The organism is Sorangium sp. So ce693, assembly GCF_051521375.1.
GTDB lineage: Bacteria > Myxococcota_A > Polyangia > Polyangiales > Polyangiaceae > Sorangium > Sorangium atrum.
This window is the reverse complement of the sequence record NZ_CP150347.1, coordinates 10,491,757-10,510,028: the sequence shown is the minus strand read 5'-3', so window position 1 is coordinate 10,510,028 and position 18,272 is coordinate 10,491,757. Positions and strand designations below refer to the sequence as shown.

Genomic DNA, 18,272 nt, shown 5'->3' with positions numbered 1-18,272 from the left:
TGGGCGGCGCCGCGCGGACGTGCTCCGGGAGCGGCGACCGGTGGTATCGTCGCTGGCGTGTTGTGGGTCCTCTTCGGGCTGTTGTTCCTCATCTCGTGGGCGGCGTGCTTCACGTTCGGCCTGCCCACCGCGATCCCGATCGCGACGAGCATCGTCATCGCGCTCTCCGCGATCGCGCTCTTCGTGTACCGCCGGATCAACGCGCGCCGCGCCGCCTCTGCGCTTGAGCGGGCCATCGTCCAGCAAGGAGCGCAGCAGGCGCTCAACGCGCGGCCCGAGCGCCGCGCCGAGATCCAGGAGCTCCAGCGGCAGGTCCAGGGCGGCATCAGCGCCCTGAAGAGCTCGAAGCTCGGCAAGGGGAAGGAGCACGGCAACGCCGCGCTCTACTCGCTGCCCTGGTACGTCATCATCGGCCCGCCCGGGGCGGGGAAGACGACGGCGTTGAAGCACTCCGGCCTCGTCTTCCCGTACGCGCACCCGAGCAACGGCGGCGGCGTGCGCGGCGTCGGCGGCACGCGCAACTGCGACTGGTGGTTCACCAACGAGGCGATCCTCCTCGACACCGCGGGGCGCTACACGACGGAGCAGGACGATCACGAGGAGTGGATCGCGTTCCTGCAGATGCTCCTCAAGCACCGCGCTCGCCGCCCGCTCAACGGCATCCTGGTCGCCGTGAGCGTGGCGGATCTCATCGACGCGAGCGAGCAGCACATCGAGCTGATGGGGAAGAAGCTCCGGGCGCGCATCGACGAGGTGATGACGCAGCTCCACATGGTGCTGCCCGTCTACCTCCTGTTCACGAAGTGCGACCTCATCGCGGGCTTCTCGGAGTTCTTCGGCGACATGCGCAAGAGCGACCGCGCGCAGGCGTGGGGAGCGACGCTCAAGCTGAGCGCGGACAAGGCCCACCCAGGGAGGCTCTTCGACGCCGAGTTCGACGCCCTGGCGAGGCAGATCCATGGCCGCTCGCTGAAGCGGCTCGTGATGGAGCGCAGCCGCGAGGTGCGCGAGCGCGTCTACCAGTTTCCGCTCGAGTTCTCGGGTATCCGGCGGAACCTCTCCGATCTGGTCTCGACCGTCTTCATGGTCAACGCGTTCCAGGGGACGCCCATCTTTCGCGGCTTCTACTTCACGAGCGGCACGCAGGAGGGCAGGCCGCTCGACCGGGTCCTCCAGCGCATGGGCCAGGCGATGGGGATCCGCACGCACGAGGCCGCGGCGCAGCAGAACGTGGAGTCGAAGAGCTACTTCCTCCACGACGTCTTCATGAACGTCGTCTTCCCGGACGGGGACATCGCCGCGAGGAGCGCGAGCGAGATCCGGCGCCAGCGGCTCGTCCGCGGCGCGATCAGCGCGGCGGCCGCGGCGCTCGGGGTCATCCTCGCGATCCCCAGCGTGGTGTCGTTCGTCAACAACCGCGCGTTCCTGCGCGACGTGGAGGCGGACGCGCGGACCGTCAGCGCGCTCCGATGGGAGGACACGCGACCCCTCTCGGAGAAGCTCGCCGCGCTGGGGCCTGCGCTGGACCGGCTGAAGGAGATCGACAAGGCGCGCGAGGAGGGGCCGCCGGACGGGAAGGGGTGGACGATGTTCCAGGGCGAGACGGTGTACCCGCCGCTCGTGCACGTCTACGTCGCGAGCCTCCAGAACGGCTTCGTGATCCCGTGCAAGCAGCGGCTCGAGGATCGCCTCAAGCTCGCGAAGGGCGACCACTACCTCCGCGAGCGGAACGACCTCAAGCTGTACCTGATGCTGAGCGACGTCGAGCACCTCGACGTCGCGTGGGCGAAGGACAGGTTCACCTCGCTCTGGGCCGAGGTGCTGCGGGCGACCTCGAACCTCACCGAGACCGAGCTGAAGAAGCAGCTCGATCGGCACGTCGAGTACTACCTGACGCTCATCAAGGAGAAGCGGGTCACGCCGATCGCGCGCAAGGAGGATCTGGTCGCGAGCGTGCGCGCGACGCTCCAGGCCGTGCCGCCGCGGAAGCGGTACTACGACTTCTTCGTCAACGCGATCATCGAGGAGAAGTACGACGAGACGGGTGACAACAGCCGCGCCAACCGCAAGTACCCTCCGCACACGCTCGGCGACATGTTCGCCGACCGCCCCGCCGTGCTGAAGATCATCGGCAGCAAGCTGTACGCGAAGGAGAAGCGCTGGAAGGAGGTGGACGGTCCGTACACCGAGAGGGGGCACTTCGCGGTGCTCGAGAGGCTCGAGAGCGGCGCCGATAGCTTGATGGCTGAGCGGTGGGTCGTGGACCTCGCGCCCGGCGAGGAGGCCTCGATCAGCAAGAACCTGGACGGCCTCGCGGCCGACTACGACGCCAGCTACATCGCGCAGTGGACCGACTGGATGGCGGACCTCACCGTGCGGGTCCCGGCCAACCTGAAGGAGGCGAAGGAGACGTACCAGGCGCTCACCCAGGCGGATTACCCGTACCTCCGCATCATCCGAGCGCTCGAGGACAACACGCAGTGGAAGCGGGATCGCGGCGCGATCGAGGATTCGGCCCTGGCCAAGCGGGGGAAGGAGTACCTCGAGCGGAAGATCGAGCAGAAGACGAGGCTGAAGGTCCCCGTCAACGTGAAGCTCATAAGAAACCGGCCGAGCTCGGTGCCGGACGAGTTCAAGCGGACCGTCGAGTTCGGCGTGCCGGCCGCCCCGAGCGGCTCGGCGCCGATCACGGACACGCCCCTGGCGAGGTACATCTCGTTGCTCAGCGCTCTTCGCGACGAGATCCAGCGCCTCGAGGATCTGAACCCCAACGTCGATGCGCGCCTCATGGCCGATCGGTTGGTCGAGGCGACGCGACAGGCCGACGCGCTCCTCCAGCCCTTCGACGAGCGGGCCAAGACGCTGCTCCGGCCGCTGCTGCTCACCCCGATGCAGGTGGTGGCGGCGCGGCTGCCGCCGCTCGCCGCGGTGTCTCGCTTCCCCGCGGCGGCACCTGCCGCGGGCCCGCGCTGAGCCACGCGGCGCAGCTCAGATCTCGATGCGGATCTCGTCGCGGCCTGGCTGCACCGCGCCGGTCGCTGGATCGAGCGTGAGCACCATCTCGATCGCGTCCTCGCCGTTGTCGCTGTAGTACCGAGGGCGTACCCCCATCGCGGTGAAGCCGAGCTTCCTGTAGAGCCGGATCGCTGCCCGGTTCGAGCGGCGCACCTCGAGCAGGATCAGCCGCACTTGCTGCTGCTGTGCATACTCGAGCGACCTGTTCATCAACGCCGTCGCGAGCCCGCGCCGCTGCGCGGCCGGGCAAGTGGCCACGTTGAGCACGTGGAGCTCGTCGGCGACGTGCCACGCGATGAGGAAGGCGAGCGCGCGCCGCTCTTCGCGCGCGACCCAGCAGCGCGTCCAGGGGCGGCGCAGCTCTTCTCGCGCGGAGAACTGCGGCACGTCGAACGCCGCGGCCGCGACCGCGTCGATCTCGTCGAGCGCGGCGTCGTCCGCAGCGTCGGCCGTCAGCTGGATCAGCGAGGCCGAGAGCTTCGTCGCCTCGCGTTTCACCTCGCCACCTCCGTGGGACAGCCGGAGACGATCTGGACTTGCCCCACCCGCCCGCTCTTGAGCTTCGTGCATGCCTCCCCGAGGAGCTCGACCACCGCGGGCGACTTCCAGCGCCAGCCGTTCTCCGGGTCGTAGGCGACCAGCTCGTCGTCCAGGTAGACGTTCGTCTGTCCCGCCTCGGGAGGCGGGTCGACCAGGTCGAACTCGCAGGAGACGACGATGCCGGCGATCTTCGAGAGGACGTTCCCCAGCGTGTCGAGGTTGTCCACCTTGAAGTAGAACGGGCTGACGAACTGCGCCGTGCCGCCGGCGAGCGCCATCTGGTCGAGGACATCGCCGTAGAACTCGCTCCCGGGGATGCCGACGACATAGACATCGATCCCGCTCGCCGCGAGCAGCTCGATCGCGGCGACCGTATCGTCGCGATCGAGGCACCCTTCGGGGCCCGAGGGACCCGAGGGCGAGCAGCAGTTCTCCTCGGGGCACTGCTGCTCGATGTTGGCGATGCACCCGTCGGCGTCGCACTTCGCCGAGCTGTTGCAGTTCGGACCTCCGTCGGTCGCGAGCACGACGATGGTCTTTCCGGGGAGCCCGACGAGCTTCGGCGTCAGCGCCGCGAGGGTCGCCGCGGTAGGCGTCCCGCCGAGCGGCGCGGCCCGCGTCGCCGCGCGGAACCGCGATGTCGTCGTTGTGCCCTCCTGTCCCTCTGCGAAGGGAGCCCCCGGCGTGACAGCGAACACCTCGCCGCCTGCCCTGCACGGCGCCTCGTCGGTCGCGTCCACGGGGAACACGGCTGCGCCGACGTTGATCAGCGGGCCCAGGTTCCGCACGAGGTCGACCGCGGCCTCACGGACCCGGTCGTATCGGGTCGCGCTCGAGCTCGCGGAAGCGGGGCTGAGCATGCTGCCTGACGCATCGAGGACGAAGTAGATGTTCGGCGCTTCGGCGATCTCGACCTGGTGGATCCGGTTGCCGCAGAGCCCACCCGCATCCGCGGCCGGTGGTCCGCTCGGGTCTTCGGTGTCCGGATCGAACCCGTCCTCCGGCTCCTGCGCCCCCTGACCGATGCCGCTGCGCGGACGCTGCTTCGCGACCTCGTCCTCGCACGCGGTCATCGCCGCGCCGCCGAGCGCGAGCACAGCCCCGACGCAGAAGAGCATGCCGCAGGCGCTGGCCCGCTGCTTCACGGCCGTCTTCATGGAGAGCAGCGTATCACGCCCGTTCGCGCTGGCAGCGCCAGCACCGGCGCCGCCGCGCGCGCTCAGGGCTCGCGGTAGAACCTGGGCACGCGGCGCGAGATGCTGGTCAGCACCTCCCAGGCGATCGTCCCCGTGAGCCCCGCGATCTCTTCAGCGCTGATCGTGCCGCGCCCGAGCGGCCCGTCCTGCGCTCCGAGGAACACCACCTCATCCCCCAGGCGTGCTCCCGGCACATCCGTCACGTCGAGCATCGTGAGATCCATCGACACTGCGCCCGCGACCGGCGCGCGTTGACCGCGCACGAGGGCGGCGCCGCGGTTCGACAGCTGGCGGCTCAGGCCGTCGGCGTACCCCATCGGCACGGTGGCCACGACGCTCTCCCGGGAAGCTTGCCAGGTGTGGCCGTAGCCGATCCTGTCGCCCTTCGCGATCGTGCGCAGCGCGACGATCTCGCTGCGCACCCGGATGACCGGCTTGAGGTCGGGCGCGAGCCCCGCGCACGGCGATATTCCGAAGAGCGCGACCCCCGGGCGGACGATGTCGAGCCGCGCCGCAGGGAGGCGCAGCATCGCCGCGCTGTTCGATGCGTGGCGCACCCGCGGCGTGAGGCCGAAGCTCTTCGCTCGCTGCTCGATCTCCCCGAAGAGGCGCATCTGCTCGATCGTCACGCCGAGATCGTCGGCGTCCGCGCAGGCGAGGTGGGTCATGAGCCCGTCGAGCTTCACCTCCGGGTGCTTGGCGAGCGTCGCGAACACCGCCTCGATCTCCGAGCTCGCGGCCCCGAGCCGCCCCATGCCGGTGTCGACCTTGAGATGGACGCCCACGCGACCGCGCTGCTCGATCCGCACCACGCTCGCGAGGCGCTCGATCTGGCCGGCGTCGTAGACGACGGGCACGAGATCGCGCGCGATGATCTCCTCGAAGCCGTCGCGGCGCGGGCCGTAGTAGCCGCCCATGACGAGGACAGGGAGCCGGATGCCGGCGTCTCGCAGCTCGATGGCCTCCTCGAGCAACGCGACGCACAGGCCGGGGATGCCGGCGCGCTCGAGCGTCCGTGCGACGGCGGGCGCGCCGTGGCCGTACGCGTCCGCCTTGAGCACGCCCCAGATCTGCGGCTTCTCCGCGCCGATCAGGCCTCGCTCGAGGACGCGGAGGTTGTGCCGCAGGTGCGCGAGGTTCACCTCGGCGCGGGTCGGCCGCACGGCGTCCGCAGGCGCCGCTCGCCGTGGCCGCAGCACCCGCATGGGGCCTGCGCTCGCACCGAGCCCCTCGAGGGGCGACGCCGTGCCGTTGCGATCAGGAGTCGTGCTGCTGAGCTCTTTGGGCGCGTGCGAAGCGGACATCGTGTACGCCGATAGCTCTACGCTCGATCGCGGGTCAAGATTCCAGGCCATCTTGGTGCGACAAGGTGAGGCATCTGCGCGGAGAGCAGACCACGTCGATCAGAAGCAGCGACGCATGCACCGCGTGTACTTGCCGGAGCATCCTTTTTCGCAGGCGGCGGATTTGCAGTCGTCCTGGCATTCCTTCCAGTCCGTCTGGCACGACGCGCTGCACTTCGCTCCCGGCGGTGCAGCCTCCGCGGTGTTCGACGCCGAGGGCGCAGCGCCGCCGTCGTTCGCGTCTGGGTCTGCGCGAGCCTCCTCCGCTGCCGCCGTCGCGGCCACGTCGGCGGTCAGGAGCCTGGGCGGCGGAGCGAGCGCGCTGGTCGGCTCAGGCACGGCAGGGGCTCGGCTGCTCGGCGGAGTCCACTCGCCTTCGTCGAAATCGCTCGCGTGGCTGAGCTGCCTGGCCCGCACGGTGGCGTACTCCACGCGGTCGCGCGTCTGGCCGAACGTACAGAACTGAAGCCACTCGTCCCAGCACGCGCGCCGCAGGGTCGGCTTGACGTCGGCCAGCGAGTCAAGCGCCATGCAGTGCTCGAAGCGTACGTCCCCCTCGTAGACCGCGTTGATGCTCGCGCCGCACGCGGTCACCGAGGCGGCGGCTAGGCAGAAAAGGGTCCTGAACCGCACGTCGTAGAACACCGATAGCAGAAAAGCTCGGCCCCGGTGCCAGGGCCTGTCCTATCCGCCGCGGGAACCTGCCGGTCGCCCGGCCGAGGTGCTCTCCGGTTGAACTTTGCCCTGTGATGCCGTACGTTGCCGCCCCTTCGCACCGGCGGCGGCGGCACGACGCCTCCGCGCCGGGCGCCTCAACGGAGCCTGTTCATGTTCCTCATGCTGTCGAAAGGTCCTCGGAAGACCACGCGCTCCAAGTCGAAGCGCTACCGGTCCAAGCTGAAGGCGAAGAACCGCAACCGGCGCAACCGCATCTACCAGCGCGCCTGATCGCTGCACCGAGCGCGAGCGGGACCACGGCCTCGCTCGCGGCGCCGTTCTTCGATTCGAATCTTCTGGGCCGGCCCTTGAAACCTAGGGGCCGCCCTTCTTCAGCTCGGTCAGCACCAGCTTCGCGACCGCCTTGAGCGTGTCGAACACCCCGACGCCGGTCCGCGCAACCCCCTCGAAATCGGGGACGTTCGTCGGGTTGAGCAGCGAGCGGAGCTCTTCGACGGTGCCGATCTCTGGCAGGTCCCGTTTGTTGTACTGGATGACGTACGGGATCTTGTCCAGCGAGTAGCCCTGCTCGGCCAGGTTCGTGCGGAGGTTCTCCACCGACTCCTGGTTCGCCTCGATGCGGCCGAGCTGCGAGTCTGCCACGAAGACCACGCCGTCGACGCCTTTCAGGATGAGCTTGCGGCTCGCGTCGTAGAAGACCTGCCCCGGCACCGTGTACAGGTGGAACCGCGTCTTGAAGCCGCGGATCTCGCCCAGCGCGAGCGGGAGGAAGTCGAAGAAGAGTGTCCGGTCGGTCTCCGTAGCGAGGGAGATCATCTTCCCCTTCGCGTCCGGGTTGGTGCGCTCATAGATGTACTGCAGGTTCGTCGTCTTGCCGCAGAGACCGGGGCCGTAATAGACGATCTTGCAGTTGATCTCGCGCGCCATGTAATTGATGAAGCTCATCGACCGCGCTCCTAGTCGTTGAAGAGGTTGTCGATGTCCTCGTCGGTGATCTCGGCGAACGGCGAGTCGGCGCCCGGCTCCTGCACCTTCTTGAGCAGCGCCTCGAAGATGTGGTTGAGCTCCTCGCTCGCCTTTCGCACCCGGAGCCTCACCAACCCGAGGCTCGACTTTGAGTCGAAGATCACCACGAGGATGACGCGGTTCCCGACCAGCTGGATGTGGATGTTCGCCTTTTCACCCTCGTGGAACTGAGTGGCGAACTCGTTCTCCTTGAGGAGCTTCGCCATCCCGCCCGTGGCGGCGATGTTCCCCGCCGTCAGCGAGGCGAGCGACGTGGTGTCGAGGTTGTCGACGTCTCCGCTCGCGGCGATCAGTTGCCCGTTCTTGTCAACGATGAAGACGACCTTCGCATTGGCGTCCTTGACGAGGCGATCCACCACGCTCTGGATCTGATTGAATTCCTCCTCGTACATCACCATCTGAGGGTTGACCATCGTTCCTCCGCCAGCGCTCTCGCGATGGGGCCCTGGGCATTGCGGGCTCTGTCGCCCTTGTCATCACCGGGCGCCGCACGTGCGGTCCCCGACCATCGTCATCCAACTGGCTTCCCGCTGCGCGGGCTTGCCTTACCACCGGTACCACGTTCGCGGCGTGACGCTCACTGCCGTGGGGACTTGCATGGCCGGTTCGCAGCGCGCAGTGCCGCTGCTCCTCGACCGTGCTCCCGTACATCTTGGGACGTTTCTATCCGAAGCTGGTGCGGCGGAGCAAGGCGGCCCTTTCTGGAAGTTGGAGGATCGCATGGCCGAACCTCGCCGAGCCTTGCCGGACCCGGACGGAGCTCGCTCCCCCTGCCCCCAGGGGAGCCTTGGTTCCGGACCTTTTCCAGGCGCCTGTCCGCCCCGGCCGCCCGGAAGGTTTGCCCGGTAAATATATAAAATTACTACTATTTCATGAGTTGAATGCGGTCGGACGGCGCTGCGCCTTCCTCCAGGGGCGCTGCTGTGGGGCGCGCTGTGTGTCGTCGCTCTGTCCCCGGCTCTGTACCCGGCAAAAGATAGACAAAATTCGCGGGATCGGCGCCGGCGGCGCGGCGGGCTCATGAAGCGCGCCCTGATGAACGCGGCTCGGGGGACGACCTCCTGCCGGCGTACGTTCCGCCGGATCGTCGGCAGCACCCCCTTGACCTCGGCCGGTGCGGCGCCTCTGCAGTCATGCCTTGTGCTTGACCGATGGCTTCGGCCACGGGATAGCGCCTCGGATGCGTGACGTGCTCAGCCGGGCCGAGCCCCGTGAGATCGAGCTCAACCAGGGGACGGCGAGGGGGCGGTCCTTCTGCGCGCTCGCCGTGGGGACGGCGGCCTTGGCGTGCGCCATGTCGCTCGGCGCCGATGTTCGCGCGGAGCTCGGCGCGGTTCACCCCGAGGTGCTCTCCGCGCACGCGGCTGTCCGCGCGGCGAGAGGCCCCGAGGTCTACGGCGCGCTACGTGAACTCTGGCGCACGTGGGACCGCGCGGATCCGACGCAGGTCGAGGAGGCGATCGCGTCCATCGCGGAGGCTGGCGCGACCAGCGCGCCCACCCAGGTCTATGCGGAGCTCCTCTCGGCGTACGCGCGGAGGCGTCGAGGCGATCTCGACGGAGCGGTCGCGAGGATCCAGAAGCTCGGGTTCATCGGTCGCTGGGCGACGATCGGACCGTTCGACAACGAGAACAAGGGGGGCTTCGAGCGGGCGTTCGGGCCCGAGGAAGATCTCGAGCAGCCGATGGCCGCGGGCAGGACGTACGACGGCAAGGCGCGCGCGGTCCGGTGGCGCGTGCCCCCCGAGGCGCCGCAGTACGGGTGGTTTGACTTCGGCGACTTCATTCGTCCGGTGGAGGGCGTCTGCGGCTACGCGACGACGTTCGTCCGCGCGAAGGCCGGGACGCGCGCTCCTCGGCCGATCTCGATCTGGGTCGGGGCAGACGGCGCGTTCAAGCTGTTCTGGAACGGCGCGAAGGTCCTGGCCGATCCGGGGTACCGCGAGCTCGACATCGATCGGTTCGCCGCGCCGGTGACGCTGAGGCCCGGCTACAACCGCCTGACGATCAAGGTCTGCGGAGGTGCGTCGGCGCCCAAGTTCGCGCTCCGCATCGGCAACGAGAAGGGGGCGCCGGATCTTGATCTGGATGTGACCTCCGACATCGGAACCCACGTCACGGCGCCTCAGGGGGAAGCCGATGGCGCGAGGCGCGCGGGCGGGGCGCGGGCGCAGGCCGAAGGGCCAACCTCAGGAGCGAAGCTCGCCGCGCGTGCGGCTGTCATCGAGGGGCCGATGCAGGCGTTCGAGCGCGCCGCGAGCGCCGCTCGGCCTTCACCCGCCATGCTGGAGGCGTTCGCGCGGTACCTCATGCTCACCGGCGGTGACGCCGAGGGGGAGCACAGAGCGCGCGACCTCGCGCGGCGCTCCGCCGAGGCCGAGCCGAGCGTGCGTCGCTACCTGCTCGCGGGCCAGCTCTCGGAGGACAGGAACCAGCAGCGCGCGTGGATCGAGCGCGCGGCCGCGCTCGCGGGCGGTCGTGAGGACATCGACGTCCTGCTCTCGCAGGCTCGGCTCGCGCAAACGAGCCCGAACTGGCGGGAGGCGGCTCCGATCTACGAGCGCATCCTCGCCTCCGATCCCGATCATGTCACGGCCGTCCTCGGGCTCGTGGACCTCTACGGGGAGGCTGGGCTGAAGCGCACCGCGCTCGCCACGCTGGAGCGGGCGCTCGCGCGCCAGCCGAGCAGCGTCGCGCTCCTCCGCGCCTCGGCGGCGCAGCTGCGCGCGCTCGGGCGCGACACGGAGGCCGCCGAGATGGAGGCGCGCTACGCCGCGCTGCGGTTCGACGACTCGAGCTTCCTTCACCAGCAGGTCGAGCTCGCGGTGGCGCGCCGCGATCCTGCCGGGGCGGAGCGCTGGATCGAGCGCTTCCTCCGCAGCGAGCCCGACTCCGTCTGGGCCCGCACGGTCGCGGCGCGTACGTACCGCGCGCTGGGCCAGGGTGACCGCGCCCTCGCGGCCCATCAGCGCGCGCTCGCCATGGCGCCGGAAGACATCGGAACGCTGCGCGCTCTCTCGGACCTCTACGGCGAGGAGGGAAACCGAGAGGCGCAGCTGGAGATGCTGCAGCAGATCCTGGCGATCAGCCCTCAGGCGAAGGATGTGCGCGAGTACATCGAGCACATCGAGCCGCCGAAGCCGCGCGCTGACGAGGCTTACGCCTGGGCGCCCGACCGCTTCCTCCCGATGCGGCGCAACGCTGACCGGCAGTATCCCAAGCGCACGCTGCGCAACCTGACGGTCACCACCGTCTTCCCGAACGGCCTGGCGAGCCGGTTCCGGCAGGTCGTCTTCCAGCCGCTGACGGACGAGGCTGCGGCGAGCGCCCGGCAGTACGCGTTCGAGTACCAGGCCGATCGCCAGACCGTGAGCCTCCGTGCCGCGAAGGTCTACCGAGCAGACGGCAAGGTCGACGGGGCGATCGAGAGCGGGGAATCCGGGGCGAACAACCCGGCGCTCGCGATGTACACATCGGCGCGCACGTTCTACGTCAGCTTCCCGCGGCTCAACGCCGGCGATGTGGTCGAGCTGCGCTACCGCGTCGATGACGTCAGCCCCCGCAACGAGATCGCCGATCACTTCGGCGAGATCGAGTTCCTCCAGGGGGACGAGCCGATCGCCAGCAGCGAGTACGTGCTGATCACCCCGAAGACGAGGCAGTTCCACGTCTTCGCGTCCAATCTGCCTGGCCTCGTGCGCGAGACCAAGGAGGACGCCGAGCGGCGCATCTTCCGCTTCTCCGCCGCCTCTGTGCCGCCGGTTGCGCCCGAGCCGGCGATGCCCGCTTGGTCCGAGATCCTCGCGCACGTCCACGTCTCGACCTTCAAGACCTGGGACGAGGTCGGCTCCTGGTACTGGGGCCTCGCGCGAGAGCAGTTCGATGTGGATGATGAGGTGCGCAAGCGGGTGCGCGAGATCACGAGCGGCCTCGCCGACGATCGGAGCAAGGTCCGCGCGATTTACAAGTACGCGACCGAGACGCGCTACGTGGCGCTCGAGTTCGGCATCGAGGGGATTCGCCCGAGGAGGTGCGCGCAGACGCTCGCTCGCGGCTGGGGGGACTGCAAGGACAAGGCGACGCTGATCGTCACGATGCTCCGCGAGATCGGCATCCCAGCGACGATCGTCCTCGTGCGCACCCGCATGCGAGGCGACATCGAGCCGGAGCCCGCGAGCCTCGCGCCGTTCGACCACGCGATCGCGTACGTGCCGTCGCTCGACCTTTACCTCGACGGAACGGCGGAGCACTCGGGCTCGACAGAGCTTCCCATCATGGATCGCGGCGCGATGGCGCTTCAGATCAACGAGGGCAAGCCGAAGCTCGTTCGCCTGCCGGAGCCTGCTCCGGAGGCCTCGGTCGTGCACCGGACGGTCGACATCGCGGTCAGCGCTGACGGGTCAGCTCAGCTTGGGGTCGACATCCAGGTGGCCGGCGCGTCTGCGCCGGAGTGGCGGACCCGCTACATGGCGGAGGGGACGCGCCGCGACCGCGCAGCTCGTGACCTCGCCACGGACTTCGGGGCGGTCGAGCTGGCCCCTGGGAAGGCCGGGGTCGAGGTGAACGATCTCGAGGACATCGAGCAGCCAGCGAAGCTGCGGGCTCGAGGAAGAGCCGTCGCGCTCGCTCGAAGGGAGGGCGACAGCCTGTCGGTCCCGGCTGTGCCCACGCAGCGCCTCGCCACCGAGTTCGCATCCCTCTCGGCGCGCACCCGCGACGTGATCATTCCCGCGCTCACCACGCGCCGGGATGAATGGACCCTCCGGATCCCCGCCGGGTGGCGTGTCACCAGGGCGCCGCTGCCCGAGGACGTGGACACCCCCTTCGGCAAGTTCTCGCTTTCGATCGAGCAGTCCGCGGGGAAGATCGTCGTCCGCAGTCAGATCTCCCTCACGAAGTCCCGGATCAAGCCGTCCGAGTACATGGCCTTCCGAACGTTCTGCGAGACGGCGGACCGCGTCTTCGGTCAGCGGGTGGTGTTCGGAAAGTGAGGACGGCCTGACCCCCGGCCCCTCGGCGCGCCGACGGGCCCCTAGCCGCTGCCGGGACACTTGACAACCCCACGCTGGATCGCCATAAAGCGCCCCCTCTACGCATCCCTGCGGCGCAGAACAGCCTCTCCGGTGGTTCGGAGCGGTGGCCGCCGGGAGCGATAGGCATTCGGATCGAGGGCATCATGCCGAAGATGAAGACCAACCGCGCCGCGGCCAAGCGCTTCAAGGTGACCGGCTCCGGCCGCATTCGCCGCAGCAAGGGCGGGCTCAACCACTGCATGCAGGAAAAGAGCAAGAAGCGTCTGCGTCGTCTCCGCAAGAACGACATGGTCGATTCGGCGATGGAGAAGCGCGTCAAGCTGCTTCTTCCCTACGGCTGACCCTGGAGCAGTGAGGTAGATTACCGATGCCGCGTGTAAAGAGAGGCTTCAAGGCCCGCCGCCGTCGCAACCGTGTCCTCAACCAGACCGAGGGCTACTTCCTCGGCCGAAAGAACCGCTTCCGCCAGGCGGTCGAGGTGCTCCGCCACGCCTGGGAGTACGGCTACATCAGCCGTAAGCTCAAGAAGCGGGATTTCCGTCGTCTTTGGATCACCAGGATCAACGCTGCCGCGCGCCTCAACGGTACGACGTACTCCCGCCTCGTCAGCGGGCTCAAGAAGGCAGGCATCGCCCTCGATCGGAAGATCCTCTCCGAGATCGCGATCCACGATCCTGCGTCGTTCGGTGCTGTGGCGAAGCTCGCCTCGCCCTCAGCGGCGAAGTGACGGCTCAGCGGGCGGCCTTCAGCCCGTCGTTCGACCATTCCGATGCGGAACGGTCGAAATCGGCCAAGGCCGCCCCGACCGTTTCCTCGCAAGTGCCCGATTATCGTAACATTTCATCTATTTGACTCGCCGCCGTGGCGAGCGATCCTTCGGGTTGCGTCGCAAACGTAGAGTTCGGGCGCAACCCTCAGGCGAGGACGTGCGGCTGCCGTCGCTGACGCTGATCAGAGTCATCAGTGTGAGGCAATTAGGCACCGAGCAAATGCGCAGCGTGCATTCCGTGCGCACTTGCTACGCACCGCCGATGGCACCGTATGATCGTGCGATCAGGGTAAGCCCCGACCCAGCCCAGCCCGGTGACGGCTGGCCTATCGAGCGTTGTCTCTCGCGGGGTTCTGCGTTCCCAGCCGAGGCCTGACCAGCCTAGGGGGCGATCCGGGTCCTGTTCCCAGGGACAGACTTAGCTATAAATTCCGCTGAGCCTGAATGATTTGCCGGAATTGCCAACTTTCCAGGCGGTCTGTCGCGAAAAATAACCTTCTCCGCCTTCGTCCGTCGGGTGAGGGCTCGACATTGCCATCGGGAGGCCCAGGTTCAGGAAACATCGAAGCTCACTGAGAGAACGGCCTCAGCGGCTAGGTACGGGACTCCTACACGCTGGAAAAAGCAGCGAAATTCCCTTGCCTGTGCTGCGAGGGCGGACCCACCGACCCGCGGAACGCTTGCGAGCTCGAGGTGTCCCCAAGGAGAACAGGTTGCCGATGTTGTTGCGTCCCCGACAGCGCACCCAGCCATGCAGTCCGGTTCGGTCACAGCGAAATGTCTCGCTCGACAGGACATGGACAGCGCCTTCCGCTCTACATAGCGCACCCAGGCCGAGCTCTCAAACGGGAGAAGCAGGAACGCACGCTAAAAAAGGCACTGTTTTTGCTTCTGAAGCTGGGCTGCTACCGGGGACTGGCGCAGGAGCATCATTCTGCAAGAGCAGACCTGCCTCAGATGAGAAGAGTTCGACCGGAATCAAAAGAAAGCACCAGCGGTTGCCAGTTTCAACAGGGGCTCCTTCGGTCAGCTCCTCTCCTCTGTCTGGCACGAAATCGTCTCGCCTGTCCTCAAAAGGTGGCGGGACATTTCAATCTCGCAAGGTCAGCCGTTTAGAAGTGAACGCCGACACAAAGACCAAGATGAGCACGTCGACCGCCCGCCGTCCAGAAACTGCGCGGAGAAACGCCAAGTCCTCTGCTGTAGGTGCCTCTGCGCGGCTCGCGGCATCCAAGAGCTCGCAGGGAGCCGAGACCGCATCGGCTCCCCGGCGGGGGGCATCGCAGACCACCGAGTTGGAGGTCTCCGAGGTCGAAGAATTCGGGGACAACCAGTCGCCGCGCTCGCACTTTCAAGGAGCTACCACCGTGGAGGGAGCCGCCATGAGGTCGACCAAGAGCAACGCCACTGTAGTGAAGGGCGACCCGCTCGCTCAGGGTGGGACGGCCACGCCGGAAATCGCAGCGCTCGGCATTCTGGATGACGACCAGACGGAGGAGACGGTTGTGCGACCCCGTCCGGCCGAAATCCTCGATGAGGAGCGGGCGGCTGACTTCATCGATCTGGACCTTGGACCGCTCGATCGGCTGCCTCAGCCCGAGCGCGCGAGGAACCAGGATCGGGAGCTGAAGGATGTCGAGGACGGGGGCGGCGACTCGATGCTCGCCCGCTATTTCCGCGACATGGCGCTCCACCCCGTCATGGGGCCGGACGAGGAGCTCGACACCGCGCGGGCGGTCGAGCGCACGGAGGTGGAGCACTGGGTGGCCCTGCTCTCCTACCTGCCTGCGGCCGAGTACATCCTCACCGCGCTCGAGGAGGATGTCGCCAAGGCGGGTGAGGACGAGGTGAAGGCTCCGCAGATCGCGGAGCTGCAGAAGCTCGTTCGCCTGGCGAAGAAGCAGAAGGGGAAGCTGCTCGCCGAGCAGGAGAAGCCGTGGACCCAGCTCTCCGAGGAGCTCGCAGCGGCCGTCCGCCTGCCTGACTCGGATCGCCTCTGGATGGCGCGCGCCTTCAGCATCGCGCGCGATCTCGTGCGCGAGCCTGACTTCGAGGATGACGTGAGCGATCCCGAGGAGACCCGCCCCACGCGGCCGAGGCTCCCGCTGTCTGGCTCCTACCGCCGTTACCTCGATCGGGTCGAGCGAACCTTCCAGGCGCAGCACGACGCGAAGAACCGCTTCGTGAAGGCCAACCTGCGGCTCGTCGTGTCGATCGCGCGGCGCTACAACCGCGGGCGCCTGCCGCTCATCGATCTGATCCAGGAAGGCAACATCGGCCTGATGAAGGCGGTAGAGCGCTTCGACCACAGCCGTGGCTACCGCTTCTCGACGTATGCATCGTGGTGGATCAGGCATGCGATCAGCCGCGCCTTGGCCGACAAGGGCCGCGCGGTCCGCATCCCGGTCCACATGCTCGATACGTACAACCGCGTGGCGCGGGCGACGCAGGCGATCATCGCGCGCACGGGGCATGAGCCGACCATCGAGGAGCTCGAGAAGGAGACGGGGGTCCCGCGCGAGAAGCTCGACAAGGTGAAGGACTTCTACGCGGAGACGCCTTTCTCGCTCGATCGTCCGGTCGGCGACGAGGACGGGCGCAAGTTCATCGACTTCCTCCAGGAGGAGAACGCGCTGTCGCCGTTCGATCACCTGGCCAACAGGAAGTGGAGCGACGAGGTCCGGCGTCTCCTGACAACGCTCACGCCGATCGAGTCGCGGATCATCCGCTGGCGCTTCGGCCTCGACGACGAGGACGAGCTCACGCTCAAGGAGATCGGCGACAAGTACAACCTGTCGCGCGAGCGCATCCGTCAGCTCCAGGAGCAGGCGCTCGGGAAGATCCGCAAGCAGATGCGCGACTACTGAGCGACGAGCTCAGCACGAGTCGGTGAAGAGGCCGCGCGGTGTCATGCTGCGCGGCCTCTTCGCGTGAGCCGCCTGAGCACGCGGCTGCGTGGGGGCACGCAGAGGTGAGCAGGGGCCGGAGCTCAGCGCAGCCCAGCGGGTCGACACGAGACAGCCCGCGCTCTCAGGGCGTGCGTGCGTCCTTCCAGAGCTCGTCGGCGAGCGACTCGACGAAGTGATCGATGGCCCTTCGTGCGGGGTCGATCTTCCCTGGCACGTCGGAGACGAGCGCGGCGAAGGCGATCGGGGAACGACCAGGGGGCGCGAGGATGTAGCCAGACAGGGCCACGACCGAGGCGAGCGTTCCCGTCTTGGCGCGGATCGCGCGCTCCTTCGACCACCCGCGGAAGCGGCTGCGCAAGGTGCCATCCACACCGCCGATCGCGAGCTGCGCGGTGAAATCGGCGCCTAGCGCCGGATCGAGAAGCGCGGCGCGGAGCAGCCGGACGATGGCCTCCGGCGATGCGCGAGCGGCGTCGAACAAGCCGGAGCCGTTCCTCAGGACGACGTCTTGCCCGAAAGCATCGAGCGCCCTGAGGGTCTCGCCGACCACCGCCGCCGCACCCTCGGCTGTGCCGGGGCGCCCACGCTTCTCTGCGGCGAGCGTCTTGAAGATCGTCTCCGCGTAGAAGTTGTCGCTGTCCTTTCCGAGGGCGGAGAGGAGCTCGCCGAGAGGTGCCGAGCGGTGGGCGACGAGGAGCCTCTTCTGGCGCTCACCGCCGAGCCGCACCTCGCCGGGGACGTCGACGCCCACCTCCAGCAGCATCTCCTTGAGCGTATACGCTACGACCAGGCGGGGATCGTCGACGCGCCTCGCCAGGCTCACCGCGCGGCCGCCCTCTGGGATGTGCCCGCTGAGGTGCGCGACGAGGCGCTCGCCGCTCGGTTCGAGCCGGACCCCGAGCTTCTCCGGTGTGCCGCGCCTCGCGGTGGTCACCGTGCCCTGGAGCACCGCGAAGCCTGGGGGATCGATCGCGACGGAGGCAGCCTGCCCTGCCTTCGACGGGCGCACCGTGAAGAGCAACGCGTTCGCGTTCAACGAGGCTGCCGCGACCGGGGCGCGAAAGGCCGCCCACTCCTCCGGCTGCTGCTCGAAGGCGGGAGGCACGTAGCGCGCGTCAAAGTAGCCCTGGTCGATCGAGATCGCCGCGACCTTGCGGACGCCGGACGCCCTCAGGGCGCGCGCCATCTCCCAGAGATCAGGCGTCTTGAGGGAGGGATCGCCCGAACCCCGGAGCACGAGCTCGGCGACGGTTCCGTTCGACGCCTCCCCGTAGAGGCCGGTCAGGTAGCGGTAGCTCGGCCCGAGCAGGCGAAGCGCGGCGGCTGCCGTGAAGAGCTTCGCGTTGGATGCAGGGTTGTACAGGCCGCGCTGATCGAAGGCCGCGAGAGCCGCGCCGCTGGCGACGTCGAGGGCGAGCACGCCGACCCGTCCCCCCAACCGGCGCACGTCGGTGACGAGCGCCTCGACCTCCGCTCGAGCGCGGTCAGGGTCGATTTTTTGAGGCCCGTGCGACGCGGGAGATCCTGGGGGCGCGTTCGGGGTGACGGGGGCTCCCTGGGTCGGCGTTGCTGCGCGGGCCGAGCGGTCAGCGGGACCCGTGCCGCCGTCGAGCGGCTGCGAGCCGCCGGGGCGAGCCAGGATCGACGAGAGCACGAGCGCGACCGCGGAGACGGCACGACGAGGATGTCGAGGCATGAGATCTCTCTGCCTCTACAACGCCTCCACCGCGGACGCCTCCTCCGGTCGACCGGTCGTCGCAGCCC

Annotated in this window: 12 protein-coding genes; 5 read left to right on the top strand and 7 right to left on the bottom strand. The window is 68.3% G+C overall.

Annotated elements, in window-relative coordinates; genetic code table 11:
- Nucleotides 1-57 precede the first annotated feature (57 nt).
- A complete protein-coding gene (gene tssM / locus WMF14_RS39120) occupies nucleotides 58-2,973 on the top strand; it encodes a type VI secretion system membrane subunit TssM (RefSeq protein ID WP_437794832.1) in 2,916 nt (971 codons plus the stop codon).
- A gap of 15 nt (nucleotides 2,974-2,988) precedes the next feature.
- Here tssM and rimI read toward each other — a convergent pair whose 3' ends face one another.
- The 6 genes from rimI to WMF14_RS39090 all read right to left on the bottom strand — a co-directional run bounded on the left by rimI (nucleotide 2,989) and on the right by WMF14_RS39090 (nucleotide 8,211).
- On the bottom strand, nucleotides 2,989-3,513 hold the full coding sequence (gene rimI, locus WMF14_RS39115; protein WP_272102838.1) for a ribosomal protein S18-alanine N-acetyltransferase: 525 nt from the start codon (nucleotides 3,511-3,513) through the stop codon (nucleotides 2,989-2,991).
- The gene (locus WMF14_RS39110; protein ID WP_272102839.1) at nucleotides 3,510-4,712 is read right to left on the bottom strand and encodes a vWA domain-containing protein; all 1,203 of its coding nucleotides are present in this window, start codon (nucleotides 4,710-4,712) and stop codon (nucleotides 3,510-3,512) included. The genes rimI and WMF14_RS39110 overlap by 4 nt, the downstream gene beginning before the upstream one ends.
- A 62-nt stretch (nucleotides 4,713-4,774) precedes the next feature.
- On the bottom strand, nucleotides 4,775-6,055 hold the full coding sequence (gene alr / locus WMF14_RS39105; protein ID WP_437794829.1) for an alanine racemase: 1,281 nt from the start codon (nucleotides 6,053-6,055) through the stop codon (nucleotides 4,775-4,777).
- A 99-nt stretch (nucleotides 6,056-6,154) separates the two neighbouring features.
- Complete coding sequence (locus WMF14_RS39100) at nucleotides 6,155-6,688, bottom strand: hypothetical protein (RefSeq protein ID WP_437794827.1); 534 nt, start codon at nucleotides 6,686-6,688, stop codon at nucleotides 6,155-6,157.
- Nucleotides 6,689-7,126: 438 nt separating this feature from the next.
- Complete coding sequence (locus WMF14_RS39095) at nucleotides 7,127-7,717, bottom strand: GTP-binding protein (RefSeq protein WP_012239857.1); 591 nt, start codon at nucleotides 7,715-7,717, stop codon at nucleotides 7,127-7,129.
- Between the two features lie 11 nt (nucleotides 7,718-7,728).
- Nucleotides 7,729-8,211, bottom strand: coding sequence for a roadblock/LC7 domain-containing protein (locus tag WMF14_RS39090; RefSeq protein WP_012239856.1), 483 nt, complete (start codon nucleotides 8,209-8,211; stop codon nucleotides 7,729-7,731).
- Between the two features lie 767 nt (nucleotides 8,212-8,978).
- Between WMF14_RS39090 and WMF14_RS39085 the strand changes: the two genes are divergently transcribed.
- The 4 genes from WMF14_RS39085 (at nucleotide 8,979) to WMF14_RS39070 (ending at nucleotide 16,466) form a co-directional block, all read left to right on the top strand.
- The gene (locus WMF14_RS39085; protein WP_437794825.1) at nucleotides 8,979-12,788 is read left to right on the top strand and encodes a DUF3857 domain-containing protein; all 3,810 of its coding nucleotides are present in this window, start codon (nucleotides 8,979-8,981) and stop codon (nucleotides 12,786-12,788) included.
- A 185-nt stretch (nucleotides 12,789-12,973) separates the two neighbouring features.
- Complete coding sequence (gene rpmI / locus WMF14_RS39080) at nucleotides 12,974-13,171, top strand: 50S ribosomal protein L35 (protein ID WP_012239854.1); 198 nt, start codon at nucleotides 12,974-12,976, stop codon at nucleotides 13,169-13,171.
- A 26-nt stretch (nucleotides 13,172-13,197) separates the two neighbouring features.
- Nucleotides 13,198-13,557, top strand: a complete 360-nt coding sequence (rplT, locus tag WMF14_RS39075; protein ID WP_272102843.1) for a 50S ribosomal protein L20 — start codon at nucleotides 13,198-13,200, stop codon at nucleotides 13,555-13,557.
- Between the two features lie 1,424 nt (nucleotides 13,558-14,981).
- On the top strand, nucleotides 14,982-16,466 hold the full coding sequence (locus tag WMF14_RS39070; protein ID WP_272102844.1) for a sigma-70 family RNA polymerase sigma factor: 1,485 nt from the start codon (nucleotides 14,982-14,984) through the stop codon (nucleotides 16,464-16,466).
- Nucleotides 16,467-16,629: 163 nt separating this feature from the next.
- Here WMF14_RS39070 and dacB read toward each other — a convergent pair whose 3' ends face one another.
- Nucleotides 16,630-18,204 (bottom strand): D-alanyl-D-alanine carboxypeptidase/D-alanyl-D-alanine endopeptidase, encoded by a 1,575-nt coding sequence (gene dacB / locus WMF14_RS39065; RefSeq protein WP_272102845.1) that lies wholly within the window; start codon nucleotides 18,202-18,204, stop codon nucleotides 16,630-16,632.
- Nucleotides 18,205-18,272 lie beyond the last annotated feature (68 nt).

What these genes read in the sequence shown, in the direction of transcription:
- alr (WP_437794829.1), bottom strand. Translation starts at nt 6,055, where the DNA reads ATGTCCGCTTCGCACGCGCCCAAAGAGCTCAGCAGCACGACTCCTGAT.
- WMF14_RS39070 (WP_272102844.1), top strand. Translation starts at nt 14,982, where the DNA reads ATGAGGTCGACCAAGAGCAACGCCACTGTAGTGAAGGGCGACCCGCTC.
- WMF14_RS39095 (WP_012239857.1), bottom strand. Translation starts at nt 7,717, where the DNA reads ATGAGCTTCATCAATTACATGGCGCGCGAGATCAACTGCAAGATCGTC.
- rpmI (WP_012239854.1), top strand. Translation starts at nt 12,974, where the DNA reads ATGCCGAAGATGAAGACCAACCGCGCCGCGGCCAAGCGCTTCAAGGTG.
- WMF14_RS39085 (WP_437794825.1), top strand. Translation starts at nt 8,979, where the DNA reads ATGCGTGACGTGCTCAGCCGGGCCGAGCCCCGTGAGATCGAGCTCAAC.
- dacB (WP_272102845.1), bottom strand. Translation starts at nt 18,204, where the DNA reads ATGCCTCGACATCCTCGTCGTGCCGTCTCCGCGGTCGCGCTCGTGCTC.
- rplT (WP_272102843.1), top strand. Translation starts at nt 13,198, where the DNA reads ATGCCGCGTGTAAAGAGAGGCTTCAAGGCCCGCCGCCGTCGCAACCGT.
- WMF14_RS39090 (WP_012239856.1), bottom strand. Translation starts at nt 8,211, where the DNA reads ATGGTCAACCCTCAGATGGTGATGTACGAGGAGGAATTCAATCAGATC.
- WMF14_RS39110 (WP_272102839.1), bottom strand. Translation starts at nt 4,712, where the DNA reads ATGAAGACGGCCGTGAAGCAGCGGGCCAGCGCCTGCGGCATGCTCTTC.